Genomic DNA, 25,025 nt, shown 5'->3' on the forward strand with positions numbered 1-25,025 from the left:
GTGGTTCTGGGATCCGGTGGAGAATGCCTCCTTCATGCCCTGGCTTGCCGGCACCGCGCTCCTGCACTCCGCCCTCGTCATGGAAAAGCGCGAGGCCTTGAAGATCTGGACGGTGCTGCTCGCCATCCTCACCTTCTCGCTGTCGCTGATGGGCACCTTCCTGGTGCGCTCCGGCGTCTTGACCTCGGTCCATGCCTTTGCGAGCGACCCGAGCCGCGGCGTCTTCATCCTCTGCATCCTCTTGATCTTCATCGGCGGCGCGCTGGCGCTCTTTGCCTTCCGCGCGCCGCTTCTGTCGGCGGGCGGGCTGTTTGCGCCGATCTCGCGCGAGGGCGCGCTCGTCGTCAACAACCTGATCCTGACGGTTGCCTGCGGCACGGTACTAACAGGCACGCTCTATCCGCTGGTCCTGGAAACACTGACCGGCGACAAGATCTCCGTCGGCCCGCCCTTCTTCAACCTGACCTTCGGCCTGCTGATGGCGCCGCTTCTGGTCGTCGTGCCCTTCGGGCCGCTGCTGGCCTGGAAGCGCGGCGATCTGCTTGGCGCAATGCAGCGGCTTTACGTCGTGGCCGCTCTCGCGCTCATCGCAGCCCTCGTCTTCTTCTATCTCCAGCATGGCGGCCCTGTCATGGCCGTGCTCGGCCTTGCCGCCGGCCTGTTCCTGATCCTGGGGGCTGGCGCCGATCTCTGGTATCGCGCCGGTATCGGCAAGGTGAAGGCCGATATCGCCTGGCGAAGGCTGTCGGGCCTGCCGCGCTCTGCCTTCGGTACGGCATTGGCCCATGCCGGGCTTGGTGTCACCGTGCTCGGCATCGTCGCAGTCACCACCTTCCAGACCGAGCATGTGGTCGAGATGAAGCAGAGCCAGTCGACGGATGCCGGCGGTTACAGCATTGTCTTCGACGGCATGCAGCCGGCTGTCGGCCCGAACTATACCGAGGACCGCGGCCACTTCTCGATCCGCCGCGGCGGTGCCGAGACTGCCGATGTCTGGTCGGCCAAGCGGCTTTATACCGCAAGGCAGATGCCGACGACGGAAGCCGGCATCCTGACCTTCGGCCTCAGCCAACTCTATGTCTCGCTCGGTGACGCCACCCATGACGGCGGCATCGTCGTGCGCATCTGGTGGAAGCCGTTCATTCTCTGCATCTGGGGCGGGACCTTGATCATGGCGCTCGGCGGCGTCGTCTCGCTGACCGACCGGCGCCTGCGTGTCGGGGCGCCAAGCCGCAAGGCGAAACCGGCCAAGCCGGCAGCCCCGGCCATGGAGCCGGCGGAATGATCAGGCGTTTCCTCCTCGTCCTGGCGCTCATGACGGCGGCCGCCCCGGCCTTCGCCGTCAATCCGGACGAAGTGCTCTCCGACCCCGCTCTCGAAGCCCGCGCCCGAACACTGTCTTCCGAACTGCGCTGCATGGTCTGCCAGAACCAGTCGATCGACGATTCCAATGCCGATCTTGCCAAGGACCTGCGTCTTCTCGTGCGCGAGCGCATCACCGATGGCGATAGCGACGAGCAGGTGCTGAACTACATCGTCTCGCGCTACGGCGAGTTCGTGCTGCTGAAGCCGCGCGTCAGTGTGCGCACGCTGCTGCTCTGGGGTGCGCCAGTCCTGCTGATCCTCGCCGGCGGCATCTCGCTTCTCGTCTTTGCCCGCAAGCGGGCCGGCAAGCCCACCGGCAGCAAGCTCACCGTCGAAGAGCAGGCAAGGCTCGCGGAGTTGCTGGATCCGACACCGCGACTTTGACGGAGGTCAAGGTCGGTTCGTCCAAGCCATCCTACTCTCATGGTACCAGATGTTTCCGGAAAGGGAGGTGCACGCATGCAGGCCAGGGATATTATGACGAGCAATGTGGTATCGATCAGCCCTGTGGCAGGGATCCGCCATGCCGTTGCGGTGATGATGCAAAACAATATCAGCGGGCTGCCTGTCGTTGACGACGAAGGGCGGGTCTGTGGGATTCTGACTGAAGGCGATCTATTGCTGCGTCGGGAGATCCGGCTTGCGCCGCGCATCGCGCGTAACACGGAAATTACCTCCGACGTCGATCTTGACCGCTACATTCGCGGCAATGGCTGGTCCGTCAGGGATATCATGTCACGCGACGTTATCGTCGCCACCCCGGACAGCGAGGTTTCCGATATTGCCGAAAGCCTTGAGGTCCATCGCATCAAGCGTATTCCGATCGTTGAGGCCGGCCGGCTCGCGGGGATCGTCAGCCGGCGCGATATCCTCGCTCTGATAACAGATGCGCCGACCCTCAGGTTGCCGCGCGAGGATGGCGCGATCCTGCTCGCGGTTCGCGCACGCCTGAAATACGATCTCGGCCTGACGTCGCAGAGGATCCGCGTCTCCGTCCATAACGGGCAGATCACACTCGAAGGAAATGTGGAAACCGACTTGCAGCGCCGTGCCGTACTGGCGCTCGTCGAGAATCTCGGATCGGGAGGCTGCCTTGATCGATTGCAGCTTGCGGCAGATTCAGATCCGGACAAGCGGTCGCAACAGGCTTGAGGTGAAGTCGCCGAGCCAGCTTTAGACGAGGGCTTCGGGTCAGTTGCCGGCAGCCAGTGCCCTGTCGAGAGCGGGACCGATGCCTGCCGACAGGGCCTTTTCGTCGAGCGGGCCGACCTGTTTGAACAGGATGCGGCCGTCGCGCCCGACGACGAAGGTCTCCGGCACGCCGTAGACCCCCCCAGTTGATCGCCTCCCTGCCGGTCGGATCGACGCCGACGGCTGCGTAGGGGTTCCCGTTGTCGCGCAAGAAGGCCAGAGCGTTGCTGCTGTTATCCTTGTAATTGATGCCTATCAGCTTGATGCGCGTGTCCTTCGATAGCTGCATGAGCGCGGCATGTTCCTGCCGGCAGGGGATGCACCAGGATGCGAACACGTTGACGATCGCGACCTGGCCGGAAAGCCCGCTATCCTGAAGTCCGGGAGACTGTAACCCGGCAAGCGGCGGCAGATCGATCGCAGGATGTGCCTGACCGATCAGTGCGGTAGGGAGGGCGGAGGGCGAATATCCTTCTACCGCCTGCCGATAAAGCATGCGCCCAGCGGCTCCGGCAATTGCCACAAAGACGAGCAGCGGCACGGCGGCCAGAAGATAGTGGCGCACCTAGCGGACCTCGCGCCGCGTGCGATGCCTGATTTTCGCCAGCGTCTCGACCTGCCGGCGATAGGTACGGCCGCGAAACCAGGTCATCGCGCTGATGGTGATCATGACGGTGAATGCGACCGTATAGGCTGCCAGCACGTAGTCCTGATGTGTCATTCAATTCTCCCTTTGCATTGCGGCCCGTGCGGCCAAGCGATGATGCGACATGAGTCTTCGCCGCCAGATCTCGTTCCTGATCGAGGCCATGTGGAGGGTGAAAAAGAGTGCTGTGAAGGCAAGGCCCATGGTCAGGAGCGGGCGAAGGAATTCGATGTCCAGAGCAGGGCCATCCAGCCTGAGCACGCTGGCCGGCTGATGCAATGTGTTCCACCAGTCGACCGAGAACTTGATGATCGGAATGTTGACGAAGCCCACGAGAACGAGGACCGCCGTAACACGAGCGGCGCGCGTCGGCTCGTCGATTGCACGGTTGATCGCCAATAGACCGAGATACATCAGGAAAAGCACAAACATCGAGGTCAGGCGTGCGTCCCACACCCACCAGGTTCCCCACATCGGCTTGCCCCAGATCGCGCCTGTGACGAGCGACACGAAGGTAAAGGCGGCGCCGATGGGTGCGGCGGCGCGCGCAGCGACATCGGCAAGTGGATGGCGCCATACCAGGGAGCCGATGGCGTTTGCGGTCATCACCGTATAGCAGAGCATCGCCATCCATGCTGCGGGCACATGGACATACATGATCCTGACGGTGTCACCCTGCTGGTAATCGCCATCGGAAACAAAACTCAGATAAAGTCCAACAGCGAAACAGAGAACAGTGATGATCGAAAGTCCAGCCAGGGCCCGATCGGCCAGTTCCAGGAATCTGGCGGGCTGCGCTAGCCCGGTGATGATATCTTTGATGCGTCTGACGTAGGTCATGGCCCGCTCTAGCGTCTAGCACCGTCGGTTTATTTGACCCGGATGAAACTGCGACCGGTGGGGCGGTCATGCGCCTGTCGTTTCGCCCGTCCGCTATCACGATCCAGGCCCGGCTGTGGGGTGCAGCAGGGCTTATCGCGACATACTGGTGGGACCTTCTGCCGCGGGAAGGCTTCGGCGGAACCGACCGGTAATTGATCGCGGTCAAAGACTGTCGCCGCGCCAGTGCCAAAAAGGAGGCATTCCAGTCCAGGAGACCCTCACCTTGATGATTGCCGCGCACGACCGATCTGCCGCTCCTCCCACCGACGTGACTGCAGGCTCCCGACCGCGGTCCGGAAAAAAGAGGCCTGATGTCTCCGGCCTCGTCCGGTTGCTGCCCCTGTTGCGGCCTCACCGGGGCTTGCTGCTATTGGTGCTCGTTTCGCTGGCGGCGGCGGCTATGATCTCGCTTGCACTGCCGATGGCCGTCCGCCGGATGATCGACCACGGTTTCGGACAGTCCGACGGTGGCTTCGTCAACAGCTATTTCCTGATGCTTCTTGCGCTTGCTGTCGCACTCGCCGTCACAAGCGCTTGCCGATATTATTTCGTTACGACGCTTGGCGAGCGCATCGTCAGCGACCTGCGTGTGAAAACCTTCCGCAACGTAACGCGTTTGCCGGCGAGCTTTTTTGACGCCAACAAATCCGGCGACATCGCATCGCGGCTGACGGCGGATGCCGCGCAAATCAAGTCCGCATTGAACCTCGCCGCATCGGTGGCCCTGCGCAATTCGTTGCTGTGTCTCGGTGCGCTGGTGATGATGTTCGTCACGAGCCCGGGACTTTCCGCCATCATTTTGGGTGCCATCCCGCTCGTCGTCGCGCCGCTTGTCCTATTCGGCCGCTCGGTTCGCAAAAAATCGCGTGCAGCCCAGGACGCTCTTGCGATCGCGTCCGCCTTTGCCAGCGAGATGATCGCCGGAAGTCGGACGGTGCAGGCCTTCAACGGGGAGGCGGCGGCCAGCGAGAGATATGCTGATGACGTCGAGGCGTCCTATCGCAGTGCCGTCTTTGCTGCCCGATCGCGTGCGCTCCTGACCGCTGTTGCCATTGCGCTGATTTTCGGAAGCGTCGTCGGGGTTCTCTGGATCGGCGCTCACAATCTGCTATCCGGAACGCTGTCGGCGGGCAGCCTGAGCCAATTCCTGCTCTATTCCGTCATTGCTGCCGGATCGCTCGGATCGCTATCTGAGGTCTGGGGTGAACTGGCGCAGGCGGCAGGTTCCGCCGAACGTCTTTTCGAACTGCTCGATGAAGATGCCGGCGAGCGCGACCCGGTGTCACGCGCTCCGCTCGGCCAACCCGCAAAAGGCGCGATCGAAATCCGGGATCTGCATTTTGCCTATCCGGGAGCTCCGGACAGGCAAGTCCTCGCGGGCCTGTCGATGAGCGTCCGGCCCGGCGAGACAGTCGCGCTTGTGGGTGCCTCCGGCTCGGGCAAGAGCACGGTCTTTTCGCTGCTGCTCGGTTTCTACAAGGTTTATTCCGGCGACATTTCGCTCGATGGCTGCGATGTGCGCACAGCCGCCACCGCTGCAGTTCGAGGGGAAATTGCTATCGTGCCGCAAGATGTGACCATCTTCGCGACGACCGTCGCAGAAAATATCAGTCTCGGAAGACCTGACGCGTCAGAGGACGAGATCGCGGCTGCAGCGACCACGGCAAGGGCGCACGGATTTATTTCCGAGTTGGCGGACGGCTATCGCACCGTGGTCGGCGAGCGCGGTCTCACCCTGTCGGGCGGTCAGCGGCAAAGGCTTGCGATCGCCCGTGCCGTTCTGAAGAACGCGCCGATCCTTTTGCTGGATGAGGCCACGGCATCTCTCGACGCCGAAAACGAAATGCTGGTGCAAAGGGGGCTCGACGAATTGATGTGCAACCGCACGACGATTGTCATCGCGCATCGGCTTGCCACGGTTCTCAAGGCGGATCGAATCCTGGTGATCGACGGCGGCCGGGTGATCGAGGAGGGGACGCACGCCACGTTGATCCGCAAGGGCGGAGCATATTCCAAGCTTGCCGAATTGCAGTTCGATCTCTCGGGGTCGGCAGCCTTGGAGCATGATGCGGCGTGAGCGTTGCCTAGTCGACCGCCCCATCAGGGACCGGCGTCGTGGGTGAGATCATTCATTCTCGGCCCGGTCGCCGCCCGCTACGGAAGCCGTCTATCCGAATGACTGGAGGGGTCTCGTGACGCCTCCGACAGATTCGAAATCGAACATCTTCTGCGTTACCAACGCTGCGGCGCCGCGTGCCCATGAATTGTCCTCCCAATCGGGAAGAATGGGGGGTGGCATCCTGAAGGTTCTAAGTGCCAAGGCCTCCTGCAGAGGCGCCAGAAAGTGTTCGCCGAGTGAAACAGCTTCTCCGCCCGCCACGTCCACTTCCGGATCCGTCACGTTGACGAGATTGGCGAGAGCCGTTCCGATACTGCGTCCTGAATCCTCGACGATCCGGACAGCCGTCGGATCCTCTGCAGCAAGCGCCTGGCGCAACTCGGGCGTGCCCAGATCCTGGCCCCCACCCGTCGCCTCATGCCAGCGCCGCAACATCGAGGCCTCGGAATGGTAGGCCATCAGGCAGCCGCGCTTGCCGCATTCGCAGAGGCGGCCGTTCTCCTCGTAGAGCGTATGTCCGAACTTGCCGGCTGCGCCATTGGCGCCGCGATAGAGCTTGCCCTCGATGACGAGGGCGCAGCTGATGCCGACGCCGACCGCCAGCACCGCCATGTTGCGATGCTGCCGGCCGAGGCCGAACAGCTGCTGTGCGATGGCGTAGCCAGACGGGAACATTCGCACGATTGGCGAGAAGGGATGCCAGCGGAACGTTGTCCCAAGCGAAGCGGTGGCTTCTGATGCACATCGTCTGCTCGTTGTTGATGACGCCCGGCATCGATATGCCGATGCCTGTAAGCTTGGCATGCGTGCGTCCCGCAAGCCTGATGAGCCTCGGCACCGTTGCGGCCAGCAGGTCTGCGACATCATCCGGCGCGCGGCTCGGCATCGGGATCCTGATGGCGGCGAGAGGGCTCGTCGCCAGGTCGGTCGCGACGCATTCCACTGTATCGGCCATGAGCTTGAAGCCGATCGCCAGCCCGTGCCCGTAATTGATCTCCACGGGGATGGGACGACGACCGGTGAAGCTGGAAACCGCCTCTCCCTCGGCGACGATGCCTTCCTCCACGAGATCACCGACGACGAAGGTGACGGCTGCCGGACTGAGCTGCGTGATTGTTGCCAACTCGGCACGGCTTTTGGGCCCTTCCTGCCGGAGCAGGTTCAGGAAGGAAGCCAGTTGACAAGTACGCTTTTCAATGAGAACAAAAAGCGAACCAATGGGAAGATGAGCATTCATGATCCGTTTCGCGCCGAAGATGCAGCAGGACGCTGCCCCAGCAATCAAAATTGCAAAGTCGAACGCCAACATACGATCCGACATCGAGCTATCGGACATTTCCACCGCAGCCGTTGAGAACGAACCCGACAAGATGAAAGGGCAGGCTGCCACGACGATGTCAGGACCTGCGGCACCTGCCGCAAAACTCCTTGAATTGTCAGGGGAGCTCCCTCCGAAAGGCAGGAAGAGGGGTTCCAGGAAGCGCAAAGAGGTAACAGGCCCCAAGCAGCTCGAAATCAGCAGTCAGGGTCACAATCAAAGCGCTGGCGATTTGGTGCTCGACCTCTGACGATGGGCTTCCAGTACCGGTGCCGAAGGCTTCGGCGTTTATGATCCTTCCCGGGTTTTCAGGGCTTACGCCGCTTTCGCGGCAGGCCCCGCACTCAATTCCATTTGGCAAAGCTCGTCGGTAGTCTGGCGCCGACGGATAAGCCGGGAGTTTACCCCGTCCAGGAGATATTCGGCAGCGTGAAGCCGGCTGTTGTAGTTCGACGACATGGAGGCGCCGTAGGCGCCAGCTCCATGGAAAACGAGCAGATCGCCGACCTGAGCAGGAGGGAGCGACCGCGTCTCCACCACACCATCTGGCCCTTGCGTGAATACGTCTCCCGATTCGCAGAGCGGGCCTGCTACGACAGTGGGACGTAGCTCGGATGGGCTGAGGCTTCGGCCATCGTGCGGGAGAACCGAGATTTCGTGATAGCTGCCATAGAGGGCGGGGCGCATCAGGTCATTGAAACCTGCGTCGACGAGGGTGAAGTGATTTCGGCCAACCTGTTTGGTGGCGCGGACCTCGGCCAGCAACAGACCGGCTTCTGCCACGAGGAAGCGTCCCGGCTCGATCTCCAGGCGTACGGCATGGCCGAGCTTGCTTTCTGCCTGCTTGCGCACCCTATCCCACAAGCTGAAATAATGCGCGGTATCGATCGCCTTGTCCCCGTGACGATAGGGAGCCGATAGGCCGCCACCGGCGGAGATCGCCTCGAAATCGTGATCCAGATCGATTAGCAAGCCGGTCATCGCATGGCAGACCCGCTCGAGATGGCGGTAGTCGACGCCGGAGCCGATATGCAGATGAAGCCCGACGAGATGCAGCCGATATCGCCGAACCAGCTCGACGGCTTGGGTAAGCTCTGCATGCCAGATGCCGTGCTTGCTGTTTTCGCCTCCCGTATTCGTTTTGTTGCTGTGACCGTGGCCGAAGCCTGGGTTCACGCGAAGCCAGACACGGTGACCTGGCGACAGTTCCCCCAGCTGGTGCAGCATGTCGATGGAGCCGATATTCACCTCGACCTTGTCGTTGACGACGCGGCGCAAAGTCGGGCGGTCGAAAATATCGGCGGTGTAGACGATGCCTGCGGCGCCAGCAGCGGTCGCGCTGGTGGAAAATCCGGCCCGCTGCGCGCGATCGATTTCGCCGAGGGACACAGAATCCACATGCACCCCCGCCTCACGCATGAGGGAGAGGATGTGGATGTTGGAACACGCCTTCTGTGCATAGCGGATCACATCGAATCCGCCGAGCTGCCTTATCCGATTGCGGATCGTCGGAGCGTCGTACACCCATAAGGGCGTCCCATGCTCATGAGCGAGAGGGATGAGATGATCGGCAGAGATGAAGGTCATGACACTGGTTGTCCAAAGATGGCGGGCCGCGCACGCAGCCAATGCGGTTTTCACTTGCTGGGTTGACCACAAAAGCGGGCATATGAAAAATATCAGTTTTTGGAAATCCTATTCAATTCTGATATGAGGTCGGCATGGCCGTCACCCTTCGGCATATCGAGGTTTTCAGGGCTATCATGACGACCGGCAGCGTCACCGGTGCGGCCGGCATGTTGGCCACCTCCCAACCCACGATCAGCCGGGAGCTGGCGCGGTTCGAGTATCTTATCCAGATCAAGCTTTTCGAGCGTGTGCGCGGCCGACTTCGCCCGACGGCGCACGCTCTGCAATTGTTCGAGGAAGTGCAGCGCGCCTATTTCGGGTTGGACCGGATCATCAGCACGGCGACGTCGCTGCGCCAGTTCGAACAGGGGCAGCTCTCCATCCTATGCCTGCCGGTTTTTTCTCAATCGCTCTTGCCGCAGACCTGCCGGCATTTTGTCGAGCGGTTCCCGAACGTGGGCATCAGTATCGTTCCGCAGGAGTCGCCGCTGCTGGAGGAATGGTTGTCGGCACAACGCTACGACTTCGGCCTGACGGAGGTCGGCCATCCACCTCAAGGTACGGCGGTAAGCCCGCTCATGACGCTCGACGAGATCTGCGTGCTGCCGGACGCTCACCCGCTTCTTGAAAAGGCTGTTCTCTCACCGGACGATTTCGAAGGACAATCCTTTGTCAGCCTGTCGGCGACGGATAGTTACCGACAACAGATCGATCGGATTTTTCGAAACGCCGGCATCATGCGGCACATGGTCATCGAGACCCATAGCGCGGTATCCGTCTGCTCCATGGTGCGGGAGGGAATTGGCCTGGCCATCGTCAACCCTCTGACGGCCCTGGATTATGCCGGCAACGGCATTCATCTTCGCCGGTTGTCGTTCTCGATCCCGTTTTCCGTCAACATCGTGAGGCCGATCCATCGGCCGCCGTCGCAACTGGCCGAGGTTTTCGGAGCCGAATTGGCCCGGCAAGCCAGACAGATCGAAGCCCGGCTTGCCACCCTCGCTGATCCTTGATGACTTCGCGGTGGCAGACGAAATCAGGGTTTGTTGTCTATGTTTTGTCGGACGCAATTAGTTCAGCACCGGTTCGCCTGCGGTGATGCGTTGCTCGCCTTCGTCAAACAGGTGGACGGCATCGTGGAGCGGAGCGATCCGCAGTATATCGCCGGGGGCTGCTCTGATCCGCTCCCGGAAGACGCAGCTGATCGTCTGCGTGCCGAGACGGGCAATCACCAATGTCTCGGACCCTGTGGGCTCGACGACGGCGGTTGTTACCTCGATGCCGTTGGGGTCGAGTGCGATGTGCTCGGGGCGAATGCCGTAGGTGACGGCGCCGGATGGGCGTCGCTCGCTCGGCAGGACGAGCCCGTCTTCGGTCCGGAAACCATCGTTCGTCATGCTCCCCCTAATGAAGTTCATGGCGGGAGAGCCGATGAAACCGGCGACGAAGAGGTTGTTCGGCCGGTCGTAGAGTTCGAGCGGCGAGCCCGACTGCTCGATCACGCCGTCCTTCATCACGACGATCTTGTCCGCCATCGTCATCGCCTCGATCTGATCGTGTGTCACATAGATCGTCGTCGTTTTCAGCCGCTGATGCAATTCCTTGATCTCGGATCGCATCTGGACGCGGAGCTTGGCATCGAGGTTCGACAGAGGTTCGTCGAAAAGGAAGACGGCAGGGTCTCGAACGATCGCGCGGCCCATGGCAACACGCTGGCGCTGGCCGCCCGATAACTGCTTCGGAAACCGTTCGAGAAGCGCTTCCAGGCCGAGGATCTTTGCGGCATTGCCGACACGCTGATCGATTTCCGTCTTTGGCATGCGCTTCAGCCGCAACGAGAAGCCCATATTCTTGGCGACCGTCATATGTGGATAAAGGGCATAGTTCTGGAACACCATTGCGATATCGCGATCCTTTGGCGCCAGCTCGTTGACAATATGTTTGCCGATCTGGATCTCGCCCGAACTGATGTCTTCCAAACCAGCGATCATTCTGAGCAGGGTGGATTTGCCGCAGCCCGAGGGGCCGACGAGAACGACGAACTCGCCGTCGCGGATATCGACCGATACGCCTTTGATGGCTTTGAACGCACCATAATCCTTGCGCGCATTGTTCACTCTAACATGGGCCATTTTTTCCCTCCCAGGTCGCTATCAAAGCTTGTCCAAGACGTTTCTGAGGTAGGCAAGGCCGAGGCGTTCGCCCTCTTTTCGTGCATCGAGATCCTTGCCCGGCCATCCGTAGGCGGCGTCCTCGTGCTCGATCGACAGGCTGCCGTCGAAGCCGTTGGTGCGAGCCTGGCGCAGGAAGCGTGGCCAGTCGAGCAGGCCTTTGCCCGGCAGTTTGTACTGCCACCAGCCTTTGCCGTGATAGCCGACTGCCTGCTGTGCGGCCGTATCGATTGCAGTATCCTTGGCGTGGAGGATGGCGATGCGATCCTTGACCGCGTCCATTGCGGCATAGGGGTCGACGCCGATGCGGATGAGGTGTGAAGGATCGAACTCGAGACCGAAGCGTCGGTCGGGTATCCGTTGGAAGAGCTCCTGCCAGCCCTTCGGCGTGGTTCCGATGAAGTTGTCCTTGGGGCCTGGCCAGTTTTCGATCGCGAAGACAAGACCGCTTGACGTCGTCCTGGCGATCAGCCGGTTGGCGAATTCGGCAAAATCATCGTAGTTGGCTTCGTCGTCGACATCCTCGTCGCGTCCGGGAAAGATTACGAAGATCGGCACGCCTGCTTCGCCGATCGCCTGGGCAAATTCCTCCGTACGGGCGCGAAGCTCGCCGCGCTTGCCGGTGTTGGCATCGAGTTGGTTGCCGAAATAGATGATCGAGGAGACGAAGAGATTATGGTCGCGAGCAAGTGCCACGGCGGCCCGCACCCTCTCCGGCGTCTTGATATGGCCGCCGACATCGATTTCGATCGCATCGAAACCGGCAGAAGCTGCGAAATCCACCACTTCCTCAAGCGGCCGGTCGTTGAATGTCGACGTGTAAAAACCAATCCTCATCAAAATCCTCCGAGCGGCCTTGCCGGCTGTTTCAATTGTTCAGGCGATCCATGAATTTGAGGGGCGAACGGGTGCGTTGCACTGCGTCGGCAGATGCCAGCATCAGGGCTGCCCCCATCGGCATCGCTGCCGCACCGAGCGCCGAAGCATCCTCGCCGATCGAGGCACGATGCAGTGAGGGCAACGTGGTGTCTCCGGCCGTCAGATGTTCGTGAACGTAACGCAGCAACTCGTCGATCATGCGGATCGGCAGTCGGCCGCCGATGATGATGGCGTCGGGATCGACGATCATGCCGATATGCTTGACCGCAACTGCAAGATGCGCGCTCATTTCCTTCAGCCACGTCGACACCAGAGCTTTGCCGCGTGCATCAAGTGCCAGGAGGTCTTGAGGCAGGCTTGCATGGACGCCGTGCTCGCCAAGAAACTTGTAGAGGAAAAACATCGTCACCATCTCGCCGAGAAGATCGACTTTCGGCGCTTCCTTGTCCCGATCATCGGCAATCGGCAGCCAGCCGATTTCGCCGCTCAGCGCCATGGCGCCACGATGGCCGTTGCCATCGAGCACAAGGCCTCCGCCCAGGCAGGCATTGATGGCGATATAAAAGAAGCTGCGGCTTTCCGCCCCGAGGCCGTAGTCGAGCTCTGCAAGCGCTGCGGCATTGGTCTCATTTTCGATGAAGACCGGATGCTGCGTCAGGCTTTCGAGTGCTGCGCGCACGTCGAATTCCATCCATTCCGAATAGTCGTCGGGCATGCCAAGGAAGGGGATCTCTCCGAGCCAGTCCGGCATGGCAAGACCGATGCCGGCCAGATGCGCGTCGTCGATCAGGCGGCTTCGCTGGAAATGCGATATCGCGTCAGCCGTTAGCTGCATGAATTCGGCCGGGCGCACATAGCGTTTTTCGTGGTGCACGCGGGCGCGTACGTTGCCGACGGCATCGACGGCGACAATCGTCAGGTGATCGCGATCGATGTTGATGCCGATCGCGAAGAAGGCGTCGGGATTGATCTCGAGCTCGATTGCCGGTTGGCCCCGTAGTCCATGCCGACGGCGGGCTTCGATGATCAGGCCCTCGTCGAGCAGGCGATCAACGATCCGGGCGATCGCCGGTTTCGTAAAACCGGTCTGTCGAGCGATCTCGGCGCGCGAAATTGGTGCCTGCCGATGGATGCAACGCAGCACGACGGCTCTGTTGTGCTCGCCCGCGTCCTCGACATTGGCCCCCGTCAGGTCGGGAGACAGCCTGGCGCCGGTCGTTTGGTTCATGGGTCGAAATCCTCTGTCAGCCACGGATACGCAAACCGGTCTTACCCCTTCACCGCGCCGCTGGTCATGGCGCCGAGGATCAGCCGCTGGAGCGACAGGAACGCCACGATCGCCGGCACGACGGAGATCAGGCAGGCGGCCGCGAGCAGCTGGATGGACGAGTCGGTCTGCATGCCACGGAAGTTAAAGATCCCGACGCCGATCGGCATCAGATTGTTTTGCGTGAGCAGAAGAAAAGGCACGAGGAATTGCGACCAGCCCGCAATTACGGTGATGATGAAGACGGAAGCGATGCCCGGCGCCGAAAGTGGCAAGATGATCCGCCAAAACACCGAAAACCGGTTGCATCCGTCGATCATTGCCGCCTCGTCGAGACTGCGCGGAATGCTGTCTACTGTGCTTTTCAACAGCCACGTCGCGAGCGGTACGCCGAGAGCGATGTAGACCATCGTGACCGCAAAATGCGTGTCGAGCAGGCCGAGACGGTTCATGTAGCGGTAGAGCGGCACCATGATGACCAACGGTGAGATCATCTGGAACAGAAGAAGCCCCATCATCGACAGGCCCTTGCCCCTGAATTGGAAGCGGGAAAATGCGTAAGCTGCGGGCAAGGCGACGATCAGGACGCCGAAACCGCTGAAGGCTGCGAGCTTCAGGCCGTTCCACAGATAGATCGGGAAGTAGCTGTTGTTGAGGACGGTAACGAAATTGTCGATGGTCGGATTGTGCGGGATGTAGCGCGCTACGCCGCGATAGATTTCGCGTCTGTCACGCAAGGCCATCGACAGGAGATAGGAGAGGGGACCGGCGAAGAAGACGAACATCGCCAGCATGAAGAGGTAGCTCAGGAAGTCGCCGAAGCGTGTGCCGGTGCGCCTGCTCATTGCTCTTCCTCCTTCGGCAGGAACGATGCGTAAACAAAGGCAAGTCCGAGGCTGATGATCAGCATCAGTACGGAGAGCACACTCCCGCCGGAAAGGTCGTAATTGCGGAAGACAATATTGAACACATAGAGCGAGATGACCTCGGTGGCGCGCCCGGGTCCGCCGCCCGTCAGCGTGATGATCGCGTCGAAGGTGTTGAGCGTCATGATGGTTATGAGGATCATGTTGACGAGCATGGCCGCGCGCAACTGGGGAAGGGTGATGAAGAGGAATTGTTGTGAGCCCGTTGCGCCGTCGACATCGGCCGCTTCATAGAGCGAGGGGTCGATCGCTTTGAGGGCGGCGTACATGACGACCATCGAGAAGGCCGTGCCGCGCCAGATATTTGAGATCAGCGCCGACCATGGGGCGATCGCGGGATCGGAAAGCCACGCGACAACAGGCAGGTGCATGAGCCGCAAGATGCTGTTCAGCGCGCCATAGGGGGCTTCGGAAAACAGCATCTGCCAGATGATGCCGCCCGCAATGCCTGGCACGACCCAGGCGATGAGTGCGGTGGTGCGCAGGATGGTCGTGCCGAACAGGCCGCGCTTTTCGCCTCTGATGACGACGACGGCAACGGCAAGACCCAGTATCTGCTGGCCGATGACGCTGCCGCCGACGAAGATCAGGGTTGCCCACATGATGTCGGGCAGCTGTGGCGAAGTCAGCGCGTTCGTAATCGTGCCAAGCGTATAGACCGGATTGTCACCGATCAGCGTTGCGTTGGTGAACGACAGACGGAACACGTCGATGACAGGGTAGAGATAGAAGATGCCGATGACGATGATCACGGGCATGATCCAGGGCAATGGTGCCCCGGCAAAACGGCGCATGAACGATCTGCTGTGAGGCGGGCTGGCAACCTCGATGGCAATGGGGCTCATTGGGCTTCTCTGTCCGGGTTTGACACGACCGGCGACGCCCGTCACGGGCGTCGCCGCGATCTCAATCGTTAGAGACGCTTGTAAGCCTCCATCGTCGCGTTGAACGCGGCGTCCAGAGCCTCATCCGGCTTCTTGGTCCCGGAGAGCACGTCGCCCATCATGATCTGGATCTGGTTGGAGATTTCCGGATAGATCGGGGCGCCTGGACGGGCCTGACCGTTGACGAGAGCCCCGGCAAAAGTCTTGTTGGCTTCGGTCGCGAAGACATCATATTTGTCGAAGAGCGACTTGCGCGTCGGCAGCTGCTGCTGCAGCGCGTTTGCCGGTCCCATATAGACTTCGCGGGCAAGGTTGGCGCACATCTCCACCTTGTCCTTGTCCTTGCTGAACGAGGCGATCGTCCATCCGCCGGTACCCGTGGAGCGCTGATCGGCGGTCGGGCCGGGGATCGGCGAGAAGGTCCAGTTCTTGAACTCTTCCTCGTCGAGCGTGACCTTCAGCTGGGCATATTGCCAGTTGCCGCCGATGAAGAGCGCGGTGGTTCCGGCCGCCGCGGCGGCGTTCAGGTCGTCATAGTTGCCGATGGTTGTCACGCGCTTCGGCGCTGCACCGGAATCGACGAGGTCCTTGTAGTAGTTCAAGGCTTTGAGGAATTTCTCCTTGTTTTCGCCCTCACCGAAGACCGGCTTGCCGGAATCGTCGACGAGCTTGCCGCCGAGCGCCCAGTAGTTCGCCAGCCAGTCGAAGGTGGACCCCTCGTAGCGGCCGGCGTTGAAGAGGATACCTTCCATGCCCTGCTCAACGGAGGAAAGCCCGGCCTTTTTCAGATCGTCCCAGGTCTGCGGTGCATCGGCAACGATGGACTTGTTGCGATAGAGGACGCGAAGGTCGGTATCCCACCACCACGCACGGATCGTCTGATCCTTGTCGGTGATGCCGCTGCGGATGAAGGGGAACAGGTCGGCGATCTCTTCCTTCGAGAAATAGGGTGTGAAATCGGCGAGCACATGGTTGACCATGAACTGCGAGAGCACGAAGGAGTCGACCGCCGCGCAATCCGGCGCATTGCCGGCCTTGGCCTGCTCCAGCATCTTTGCCTGTTCGGTGCCGATGTCTGCCGACATGAACTGCATTTGCAGCTTCCAGTCGGGATGCTTCTTGATGAAATCGACGAAGAGTTTCTGATAGCCTTCGGCAATTGCCGGATCGGCGTTATTGGGACTGTCGTTCGTGAGCCGGACGACGAGGGTTTTCGGCGCATCGGCAGCACCGATCCTGTCCTTTGTCGCGAGCTCCTGGGCAAATCCGGCAGGCACTGAAAATAACATTGTGCTCAGCGCTAATGCGCTGATGAACGCTCTCTTCATGATGGGTCTCCTCCCCATTTTAAACGGATACAGCCTGGTGGTCGGTTGACCTCTCCTCATTTCCATGCTGCATTAATTAGATTAAGTTACTTTGATTTGATGTCAAGCCGCAGCTTGGGAGGATTAAGATGCCGGCGACATTCAACACCAGTTAGCGGACCGCAGCCGCATTTCCAGATCACAGAACTCCGAGCCGTTGCGGCCGTCCGAGATGGCGCAGGCGAGGTTTTGTCTCGGCTACGTGAGGTGGCTGACCCCGATATCTATGGAGGAGAAGATGCGCTTACTCATTCTCGGCACTGGTGGAATGGCCAACCAGCACGCTGCAAATTTCAAGGCGATCGACGGCGTCAGCGTCGTGGGCGGCGTCGATGTCGTGCCCGAGCGGCTGGCGGCCTTTTGTTCGGAACACGGCATTTCCAACCATTTCAGCACGCTGGAGGAGGCCCTTGCCTGGGGCGAGTTCGATGCCGTTGCCAACGTCACGCCCGACCGCATCCACCACCCGACAACGCTTCAAGCGATTGCGGCGGGCAAGCATGTGTTTTGCGAAAAACCGCTGGCGACCGACGCCATCAAGGCGATGGAAATGACCGATGCCATCGAGAAAGCCGGCAAGGTCGGCATGGTCAACTTCACCTATCGCAATTCGCCCGCCTTGCAGACGGGCCGGCAGATGGTGCTTGCCGGTGAGATCGGCGAGGTCAGGCATGTCGAGGCATCGCATCTGCAGAGCTGGCTTGTCGGGCGCCATTGGGGCGACTGGAAGAGCGAGAGCAAATGGCTGTGGCGCCTCAGCAAGAAGCACGGGTCGAACGGCGCGCTCGGCGATATCGGCATCCATATTGTAGATTTCGCGTCCTACGGTTCGGGTCTCGACGTCGCCCACGTCTTCGCGCGGCTGAAAACTTTCAACAAGGCGCCGGACGACAGGATCGGCGAATATGATCTCGATGCGAATGACAGTTTTACCATGAACGTCGACTTCACGACCGGTGCAATCGGCACCATCCAGGCGACCCGAACCGCTGCTGGTCAGATGGATCAGTTGCGTCTCAGGGTCTATGGCGAGACCGGTTCGATCGAGATGATCTACGATACCGGAAAGTCGACGCTTCGCGCCTGCCTCGGCGAAGATGTTCACACCGCAACATGGCGCGACATTCCCTTCGATCCGGTGGAGACAAATTACCAGCGGTTCGTGCAGGCCGTCCGGTCGGGTAGAACCCAGGAACCTTCGTTCCGTAGAGCGGCGAATATCCAGAAGGTGCTCGACAAGGCGCTAGCTTCGGATATCAGCCACACGGACGAGGCACTTGCCTGATCCGACAAACCGGGCGTCAGGCGGAAATCGGAGGCAGCAAGGCGTGGAGGAAAGGCAATAATGCCGCCCCCAGCGCCACGCCGCCGCCGCTGAAGCTTGCCGGCTTCATCGGCGAAATCCACGGCGTCAGGAAGGGCCGTTTGGATGTGTCGCGGCGTTCGACGGAGAGCTGGTGGATCAGTGCCTCGATAACGCTTCGTGGCAGATCGCTGCCAATCATGATGACGCCGGGAGCAATGAAGCCGGCCATCGCTATAATCGGGTCGAGCAGGTGGCTTGCGGCATCGCGGATCCACTGCGTCAACTGAGGGGACGAGGGTTCCTCACCCGCAATAAGGCGCTCGAATTCGTCATCGCTGACCAGCGCACGCAGGGCAGCGAAGCCGACTACGGTGTTCAGGCGGACATTGTCGGGGCCGGTCAGCATCTCGCCGATACTGCCCGCGCGTCCATGCATGCCTGAATAAGGAATGCCGCGAACGAGGAAGCCGGCCTGGACATCATCGTCGATGATGATCATTGCCAGTCCGCCTTCGGGGGCAGGCGCGCCGATGGTGCGCTCGGCTAGCAGGCTTGCAGTGCACTCGTTCTCCACATGGCTACGGGCAAGCGTCGATGCTGCGTCGAGCTCATCGCTTTCCTCTGCGCTCCAGTCGTTTGCCCCGATCCCCAAGCCGATAATCGGCAGGCCCGCATGTCTGCCGATGATGGCTTGGGTGGCGGAAAGGATTGAGGGGACTCTCGTCGTTGAGGTGAGGGGAAAGTATTCGCGATCATGAACTTGGCCGCTGAGATCGATAAGGACGGCTTCGCCCCGGTTACGGCGAACCCTGACACCGATCGAAAACGCACCATCCGGCCGCAGGGCGAATTCGGTAGCGGTTGCGCTATTGCCGGCGCCATTGCGACGGTGCGACGTCACCAATCCTCCATCACTGAGGCGGCGCAGAATGTTGGTAATTCCTGGCCCGGTGAGGCCGGAATGCTGGCCGAGTTCCATACGAGTCAACGGACCGTGCCGGCGGATCGCCTCCAGAATGACGCGGATATTTCTGTCGGCGATTTCCCCTGATCGCAGACCAATTGTTTTTCCCCGCGCAACGGCCGTTTCTTCTGTCTGACGTCGCCGCGGCCCGGATCGAAGATACCGCATAACCGTCTTCCCTAAGCACCTGAATGCTTCTGTATCACAGCTAAAACTCTCGCAACTTATTTTCTTGTGCGCTTGACGTGAAAACAAAGTTACTTAATCTAAGGCTAGCCACGCGCCTCGGTTGGAGGAGACGGGATGCGGTGCTTGCGGCCTGTTTGGCGCGACATGTTTTCTCCCCGCTCGTCAGTTGCCGATATTTCCATAGGACCCGCCATGTCTCTCACCATTGCCCAACGCCTCGATCGTCTGAAGGTGCGTACAGCCGAGCTTGCTCACTGGCGCGACAGGCAAAGCGTCGTGATCGACGGCTGGACCTTTAACGGCGAGCCGATCGCCCATCATCAGGACTGGCCGAACAGCAAGGGAACGGTTCATTTTTCGGCTTCCGCTACAGCGCCGCGCGACTGGCCAATCGATGAGGTTCGCCTGCAGCTCGATCTCGGCGGTGAGAGCTTGATCACGTTGCGCTATCCGGGCGGCCAGACCGAGACGTTCGGACTTGACCCCTATCATCAGGAATTCTCGATCAAAGGCAGAGAGTTCTCGATCACCACTGACAGCGTTGCACGCTTTCCCTTTGGAGAGCCGAACAGGACGCCGAAGCTGAACAAAGCGCGGCTGATCTGGCTGGACGAGCCGGTCCACAAACTGCACCTCCTGTTACGGCAAATCGGCGAGGCTGCTGACGTACTCGAAAGCCATGAGGTCGTGCCGCACCTGCTCGATGTGGCCGAACAGGCGCTGCGCAGCCTCGACTGGCCTTCGGACACGTCAGCCTATATTTCGCGCACATCCGGTGCTGTGATGCAGCAGAAGATCTGGGAATTGCCAGAGCTTGAGGCAAACCCGGCCGGCCTTAATGAAGCGCAGAGTGCTTCGGTGGGCGCCGCCTATGGTCAGCTGATCGCACGACTGAAGGAGCTGCAGAAGCGTTTTCCGCCGAACGGCGAACTGCTGCTGACCGGTCATGCCCATATCGACCTCGCCTGGCTTTGGCCCTATGGCGAGACGCGTCGGAAGATGCGCCGCACCTTCAGCACCGCGCTCTCGCTGATGGAGCGGTCGGACGACTTCCGCTTCAATCAATCGACCGCTCATTATTATGCGCAGATGGAGGAGGATGATCCCGAACTTCTCGAGCGGATCAAGACGAAGGTCGCCGAGGGCAAGTGGGAAACTGTCGGCGGCATGTGGGTTGAACCCGACACCAACATGCCGACCGGTGAAAGCCTTGCACGGCAGGTGCTTTATGGGCAGCGCTATTTCGAGAAACACTTCGGCTTGCGCCACACGGTCTGCTGGCTGCCGGACTGCTTCGGCTTTTCAGGTGCCTTGCCGCAGATCCTGCAGCTTGCAGGCATCGACAGCTTCTTCACGATCAAGGTGAACTGGAGCGAGAGCAATCATATTCCGTCCGACCTTTTCTGGTGGAAGGGGCTGGATGGAAGCAAGGTCCTGACCCATACGTTCGACAATCCCATGCAGGGCTATAATGGTTTCGTGCGGCCGGATTGCTTCGTGCCGACCTGGAAGAATTTCCGCGGCAAGACGCAGCACGACACGTCGCTGCTGGCGGTCGGCTACGGGGATGGCGGCGGCGGTGTTACCCCGGAGATGGTGGAACGCGAAGTGCAACTGCGTGACTTTCCGGCAATCCCCAAAGCGCGCTGGGGTACGGTGAAGGGCTTTTACGAAGAGGCCCACCGGACTGCAGCGGAAAAGGAGCTTCCAGTCTGGGATGGCGAGATCTATCTCGAACTCCACCGCGCGACGCTGACGACGCAAAGCGGCGTCAAGCGCAAGCACCGCCAGGCCGAACGGGCGCTGATCACGGCGGAAACGCTCGCTTCGCTCGCCCATCTGCTGGGTGCTGCCAAACCGCAAAGCCTGGAAGCGGATTGGCGCGTCGTCCTCAAGAACGAATTTCACGATATTCTGCCGGGTTCGAGCATCCGCGAAGTCTATATCGATGCCGAACAGGAACTCGACGGCGCCATCGGCAATGCCAAGGCGGAGCAGGCCAAGGCTTTGAAGGCGCTATCAGCCCAGCTTCCGGCAGGCGGGGTGACGGATGCGGTGGTTGCCGTCAATCCTTCGCTCGCACCGCGGCCACTGACTGCTCGGCTGTCCGATGGAACGGTCGTGTCATCTGCCGATCCCGTCGCACCTCTTTCCGTCGCGATCTTTGACCGCAAGGCATTGAAGCCCGCCGGTACGCTGAAAGCCGGCGCGCACAGCCTCGAAAACGAGCATTTGTCTGTCGTGATCGGCAAGGACGGCGCCGTTTCGAGCCTTGTTCACAAGGCAACGGGCAGGGAGGCGATCGAGGGTGCCGCAAACCAACTCTGGGTCTATCCGGCCGACAAGCCGCGCAACTGGGATGCCTGGGACGTCGATGCCGACTATGCCGAAAAGGCCGTCCGCCTCGACAAGCCTGAAAGCATCACCCTTGTTGAGCAGGGGGCACATCGTGCGGCGATCCGTGTCGTTTACCGGTACCGGGATTCGACGGTCAGGCAGCTTTACGTGCTGACGGCCAACGCGCGCAGGCTCGATATCGAGACGACGATCGATTGGCATGACCGTCGCACACTGCTGAGGACGCTGAACCCGGTCGCCGTGCGCTCACGCACTGCCACCTTCGAATGCGCTTATGGCATCGTCGAGCGCCAGACGCACACGAACACTTCCTGGGAACAGGCAATGTTCGAGGCTGCCGCTCATCGGTTTGTCGATATCAGCGAACCGGGCTTTGGTGTCGCTTTGCTCAACGATGCCAAATACGGCCACAGTGCGCGCGGCAATGTCATCGGCATGAGCCTCGTGCGCTCGCCGATCTATCCCGATCCGCTTGCCGACGAAGGCGAGCAGAGCTTCACCTATGCGCTGCTGCCGCATGCAGGCGCCTGGCATGAAGGGGGTGTTCTGGAGGAAGCGATCGATCTCAATCAGCCGCTCGTCACCATCGAGGCAAGCGGTCTCGCGGCGGGCACGCTGTCGCCGCTGGGCGTAGAGGGCACACCGGTCGCCTTTTCGGGGCTGAAACCGGCGGAGGAGGGAGACGGCCTTATCCTGCGGCTCTACGAGCCGGCAGGCAGGCGCGGTCGCCTGAAACTCGCCTTGCCCGCAGGGTGGCAGGCTTCCGGGGCTCTGAACATCCTCGAAGAGCCGATCGAACGTGCCGGACCTGCCGACATCATGCCATTTGAAATCCGGACCTGGCGGCTGCAGCAAGGTTAGCCGCATCCGTATCCGGCATATTATCGCTGTGCATCTCGAACCCGTTGTCGATCGCTTGGAACTCGATCGCGCGTATAGCGGGACCGGGACGCATAGCGCCTGTCTCAACGGGAGCTCGGAAACGGCCGTGGCGGCGATGTAATCCTTGGATGAGACGTTTCGGTCAAAGTTTCAACATGTCGCAGTAGCCCGGTCCACGTCGGGCCCTATGTTTCGGCGTGTCCTTCACCAGTTCCCGAGGAAACGATCATGACGGAATCCCCTAAGTCAGTACCGGCGCCTCGCGACCGGCATCTGCGCGACATGGCCAATTGCATCCGGTTTCTCTCGATGGACGCCGTCGAGAAGGCCAAGAGCGGGCATCCCGGCATGCCGATGGGCATGGCCGACATTGCCACCGTGCTCTTTTCCGATTTTCTGCATTTCGATGCAGAAGACCCCTACTGGTTTGATCGGGATCGTTTCCTGATCTCCAACGGGCACGGCTCGATGCTGCTCTACAGCCTGCTTTACCTGACCGGCTACCGGGATATGACGATCGAGGAAATCAAGAACTTCCGGCAGGTCGGCAGCAGGACGGCGGGGCATCCGGAATATCATCATGCCACGGGCATTGAGACGACCACGGGTCCTCTCGGACAGGGCATTGCCAATTCCGTCGGTTTCGCACTTGCCGAGCGCATCATGAACGCCAGGTTCGGTGACGATCTTTCAAACCACCATACCTATGTCTTCCTCGGCGACGGATGCCTCATGGAGGGCATCAGCCAGGAGGCTATATCGCTCGCCGGCCATTTGAAGCTCGGCAAGCTGATTGCGTTCTGGGACAACAATTCGATATCGATCGACGGCGCGACAAGTCTTGCGGAATCCGACGATCAACCGGCGCGGTTCCGCGCGTCGAACTGGCATGTCCAGGAAATCGACGGACACGATACCGACGCCATCCGAAACGCGATCGTCGAAGCGCAGCGGGTCACCGATCGCCCGTCCCTGATCGCCTGCAAAACCATCATCGGCTTCGGCTTTCCCACCCGCGCCGGTACGCAGAAGGCCCATAGTGATGCTCCGGGCGAAGAGGAAATTGCCGGCGCCCGCAAGCTTCTCGGCTGGACTGCGCCACCCTTCGAGATCCCATCCGACCTTCTGGAAGCCTGGCGAAAGATCGGCGCGAAGGGACGCAACGCCCGAATGGCCTGGGCTGTTCGGGTCCAGACGGCGAAGGACGATGTTCGCCGGAACTTCGAGCGCCGTATGAAAGGGGAGCTGCCTGCCGACTGGACGAAAGCGATAGAGGCAGCAAAACAGGAGCTTCTGTCTGCTGACAAGGACCTTGCCACCAGACAAGCGAGCGGGATTGTTCTCAACCACCTTGCCGAAGCCCTCCCTGAGCTCATTGGCGGATCGGCGGACCTGACACCGTCGAACAACACGCGCGCCAAGTCCATGGTCGACATCGAACCCGGCAAGTATAGTGGATCCTACGTCCACTACGGCGTGCGTGAACACGGCATGGCTGCGGCCATCAACGGTATCGCCCTTCATGGTGGGCTGATCCCCTATGGCGGCACCTTCCTGACCTTCTCTGATTATGCCCGACCGTCCATCCGGTTGGCGGCGATGATGGAGGTGCGTTCGATCTTCGTGATGACGCATGACTCGATCGGTCTCGGTGAGGACGGCCCAACCCATCAGCCGGTCGAACATCTGACCGCCCTGCGTGCTATCCCGGGTCTTGCCGTGTTCCGCCCGGGTGATCCGATCGAGACGGCCGAATGCTGGCAGGCCATTCTCGACGCCCCGCGGCAGGCAGCCCTGATCGCGCTGTCCCGCCAGCCCATGCCGCTTCTGAGAAAGGAACCGGGATCTCTCAACCTGTCGGCAAAGGGCGGATACGTTCTACTTGAAGCCGTGGGCGGCGCTCGAGAGCTGACGATCATGTCGACCGGATCGGAATTGCATCTCGCCGTCGAGGCGAGGACGAGGCTCCAGGCGGAAGGCATTCCAACCGCGGTCGTCTCCATGCCGTGCCGCCTGTTGTTCGAGGCGCAGACGTCAGACTATAGGCGTGAGGTTCTTGGAGAAGGAACCGCACGGGTGGCTGTCGAAGCGGCCGTCCAGGATAGCTGGGACAGATATCTCGGGCTCGACGGACGGTTCGTGGGCATGCACAGCTTCGGTGCGTCGGGAAAGATCGACGACGTTTACAAGAAGTTCGGCATCACGACCGACGCAGTTGTGAAAGCCGCCCAAGGGGCACTGGGTCTTCGCCGTCGGTGAGTGGTTGGCGGACGCAGCCGGCTTGTCGTCCCCGACGGCTCGTGGCGGATGCGCCTGAAAATGTCGATTCCCTGGGCTGATCGGCTAGCCCAAACATTATGCGCGAGCAGGCATGTGGTGCGATTTCGCCAAGGACTCGAGGAGCACGATCCGACGGAAGACATGGCGAGAGATGCTTCGACAGCTTCTGGTTAGGGTCGCTCGTCGCTGGCGGTTCGGCATCGACTTCAAGATCGGATCGATGTCGTCTGGAACGACGAAGATCCGATCGCCCATGCGATGACATCATTGATATTGCGCGTTCTCTTATACGGTCGGGCAGCTGATGGGCCGGCCGTGTCGGACGTTGCCTGCCCATCGTGAGCACCGCGTGAAAGCGGAGCACCGGGCAGTCAGCACCATTTCTCACACGTTGACACTAAA

General features: G+C 60.8%; 19 protein-coding genes and 2 pseudogenes. 9 read left to right on the plus strand and 12 right to left on the minus strand.

Annotation, left to right across the window (positions count from 1 at the left end):
* The 3 genes from AC1DUP_RS33670 to AC1DUP_RS33680 all read left to right on the plus strand — a co-directional run.
* Positions 1-1,285 (plus strand): heme lyase CcmF/NrfE family subunit (locus AC1DUP_RS33670; protein ID WP_477836862.1); only part of this gene is annotated, 1,285 nt, incomplete at its 5' end.
* On the plus strand, positions 1,282-1,749 hold the full coding sequence (locus tag AC1DUP_RS33675) for a cytochrome c-type biogenesis protein (RefSeq protein WP_477836863.1): 468 nt from the start codon (positions 1,282-1,284) through the stop codon (positions 1,747-1,749). The genes AC1DUP_RS33670 and AC1DUP_RS33675, both read left to right, overlap by 4 nt.
* A gap of 75 nt (positions 1,750-1,824) precedes the next feature.
* Complete coding sequence (locus tag AC1DUP_RS33680) at positions 1,825-2,517, plus strand: CBS domain-containing protein (RefSeq protein WP_477836864.1); 693 nt, start codon at positions 1,825-1,827, stop codon at positions 2,515-2,517.
* 39 nt (positions 2,518-2,556) lie between these two features.
* Here AC1DUP_RS33680 and AC1DUP_RS33685 read toward each other — a convergent pair.
* From AC1DUP_RS33685 to AC1DUP_RS33695, 3 genes and pseudogenes are all read right to left on the minus strand, one after another.
* Positions 2,557-3,052: pseudogene (locus tag AC1DUP_RS33685) on the minus strand (DsbE family thiol:disulfide interchange protein).
* Positions 3,053-3,121: 69 nt separating this feature from the next.
* A complete protein-coding gene (locus tag AC1DUP_RS33690) occupies positions 3,122-3,277 on the minus strand; it encodes a heme exporter protein CcmD (RefSeq protein WP_477836865.1) in 156 nt (51 codons plus the stop codon).
* On the minus strand, positions 3,278-4,042 hold the full coding sequence (locus tag AC1DUP_RS33695) for a heme ABC transporter permease (RefSeq protein WP_477836866.1): 765 nt from the start codon (positions 4,040-4,042) through the stop codon (positions 3,278-3,280). It lies immediately after the preceding gene.
* Positions 4,043-4,310: 268 nt separating this feature from the next.
* Between AC1DUP_RS33695 and AC1DUP_RS33700 the strand changes: the two genes are divergently transcribed.
* Complete coding sequence (locus AC1DUP_RS33700; protein WP_477836867.1) at positions 4,311-6,161, plus strand: ABC transporter transmembrane domain-containing protein; 1,851 nt, start codon at positions 4,311-4,313, stop codon at positions 6,159-6,161.
* A gap of 90 nt (positions 6,162-6,251) precedes the next feature.
* Here AC1DUP_RS33700 and AC1DUP_RS33705 read toward each other — a convergent pair.
* Positions 6,252-7,422 (minus strand): annotated as a pseudogene (locus AC1DUP_RS33705) (ROK family protein).
* Positions 7,423-7,438: 16 nt separating this feature from the next.
* Between AC1DUP_RS33705 and AC1DUP_RS33710 the strand changes: the two are divergent.
* Positions 7,439-7,771 carry a hypothetical protein gene (locus AC1DUP_RS33710; protein WP_477836868.1) on the plus strand — a complete coding sequence of 111 codons (333 nt, stop codon included), beginning with the start codon at positions 7,439-7,441 and terminating at the stop codon, positions 7,769-7,771.
* A gap of 65 nt (positions 7,772-7,836) precedes the next feature.
* Here the strand turns inward: AC1DUP_RS33710 and lysA are convergent, their stop codons facing one another.
* On the minus strand, positions 7,837-9,162 hold the full coding sequence (lysA, locus tag AC1DUP_RS33715) for a diaminopimelate decarboxylase (RefSeq protein WP_477836869.1): 1,326 nt from the start codon (positions 9,160-9,162) through the stop codon (positions 7,837-7,839).
* A gap of 80 nt (positions 9,163-9,242) precedes the next feature.
* Here lysA and AC1DUP_RS33720 point away from each other — a divergent pair, with 80 nt between their 5' ends.
* Complete coding sequence (locus AC1DUP_RS33720; protein ID WP_477836870.1) at positions 9,243-10,163, plus strand: LysR family transcriptional regulator; 921 nt, start codon at positions 9,243-9,245, stop codon at positions 10,161-10,163.
* A gap of 57 nt (positions 10,164-10,220) precedes the next feature.
* On the opposite strand, the gene AC1DUP_RS33725 is transcribed toward AC1DUP_RS33720, so the two are convergent.
* From AC1DUP_RS33725 to AC1DUP_RS33750, 6 genes are all read right to left on the minus strand, one after another.
* The gene (locus tag AC1DUP_RS33725) at positions 10,221-11,282 is read right to left on the minus strand and encodes a sn-glycerol-3-phosphate ABC transporter ATP-binding protein UgpC (RefSeq protein WP_113299497.1); all 1,062 of its coding nucleotides are present in this window, start codon (positions 11,280-11,282) and stop codon (positions 10,221-10,223) included.
* A 21-nt stretch (positions 11,283-11,303) separates the two neighbouring features.
* On the minus strand, positions 11,304-12,158 hold the full coding sequence (locus tag AC1DUP_RS33730) for a sugar phosphate isomerase/epimerase family protein (protein WP_477836871.1): 855 nt from the start codon (positions 12,156-12,158) through the stop codon (positions 11,304-11,306).
* Positions 12,159-12,189: 31 nt separating this feature from the next.
* A complete protein-coding gene (locus AC1DUP_RS33735; RefSeq protein ID WP_113312069.1) occupies positions 12,190-13,428 on the minus strand; it encodes an ROK family transcriptional regulator in 1,239 nt (412 codons plus the stop codon).
* Between the two features lie 41 nt (positions 13,429-13,469).
* Positions 13,470-14,312, minus strand: a complete 843-nt coding sequence (locus AC1DUP_RS33740; RefSeq protein WP_477836872.1) for a carbohydrate ABC transporter permease — start codon at positions 14,310-14,312, stop codon at positions 13,470-13,472.
* Positions 14,309-15,238 carry a carbohydrate ABC transporter permease gene (locus AC1DUP_RS33745; protein WP_113299501.1) on the minus strand — a complete coding sequence of 310 codons (930 nt, stop codon included), beginning with the start codon at positions 15,236-15,238 and terminating at the stop codon, positions 14,309-14,311. The genes AC1DUP_RS33740 and AC1DUP_RS33745 overlap by 4 nt, the downstream gene beginning before the upstream one ends.
* A 68-nt stretch (positions 15,239-15,306) precedes the next feature.
* On the minus strand, positions 15,307-16,605 hold the full coding sequence (locus AC1DUP_RS33750; RefSeq protein ID WP_477836873.1) for an extracellular solute-binding protein: 1,299 nt from the start codon (positions 16,603-16,605) through the stop codon (positions 15,307-15,309).
* 277 nt (positions 16,606-16,882) lie between these two features.
* Here AC1DUP_RS33750 and AC1DUP_RS33755 point away from each other — a divergent pair, with 277 nt between their 5' ends.
* Complete coding sequence (locus AC1DUP_RS33755) at positions 16,883-17,929, plus strand: Gfo/Idh/MocA family protein (protein WP_113299503.1); 1,047 nt, start codon at positions 16,883-16,885, stop codon at positions 17,927-17,929.
* 16 nt (positions 17,930-17,945) lie between these two features.
* On the opposite strand, the gene AC1DUP_RS33760 is transcribed toward AC1DUP_RS33755, so the two are convergent.
* Positions 17,946-19,082: an ROK family transcriptional regulator gene (locus AC1DUP_RS33760; protein WP_477836874.1), complete on the minus strand. Its 1,137-nt coding sequence runs from the start codon at positions 19,080-19,082 to the stop codon at positions 17,946-17,948.
* A 213-nt stretch (positions 19,083-19,295) separates the two neighbouring features.
* Between AC1DUP_RS33760 and AC1DUP_RS33765 the strand changes: the two genes are divergently transcribed.
* Entirely contained in the window at positions 19,296-22,322 is a 3,027-nt protein-coding gene (locus AC1DUP_RS33765; RefSeq protein WP_113312065.1) for an alpha-mannosidase, read from the plus strand.
* Between the two features lie 249 nt (positions 22,323-22,571).
* Positions 22,572-24,602, plus strand: a complete 2,031-nt coding sequence (tkt, locus tag AC1DUP_RS33770; RefSeq protein WP_113312064.1) for a transketolase — start codon at positions 22,572-22,574, stop codon at positions 24,600-24,602.
* The last annotated feature ends 423 nt before the right edge of the window (positions 24,603-25,025 follow it).

It is taken from the genome of Rhizobium sp. 01L419 (assembly GCF_056400025.1).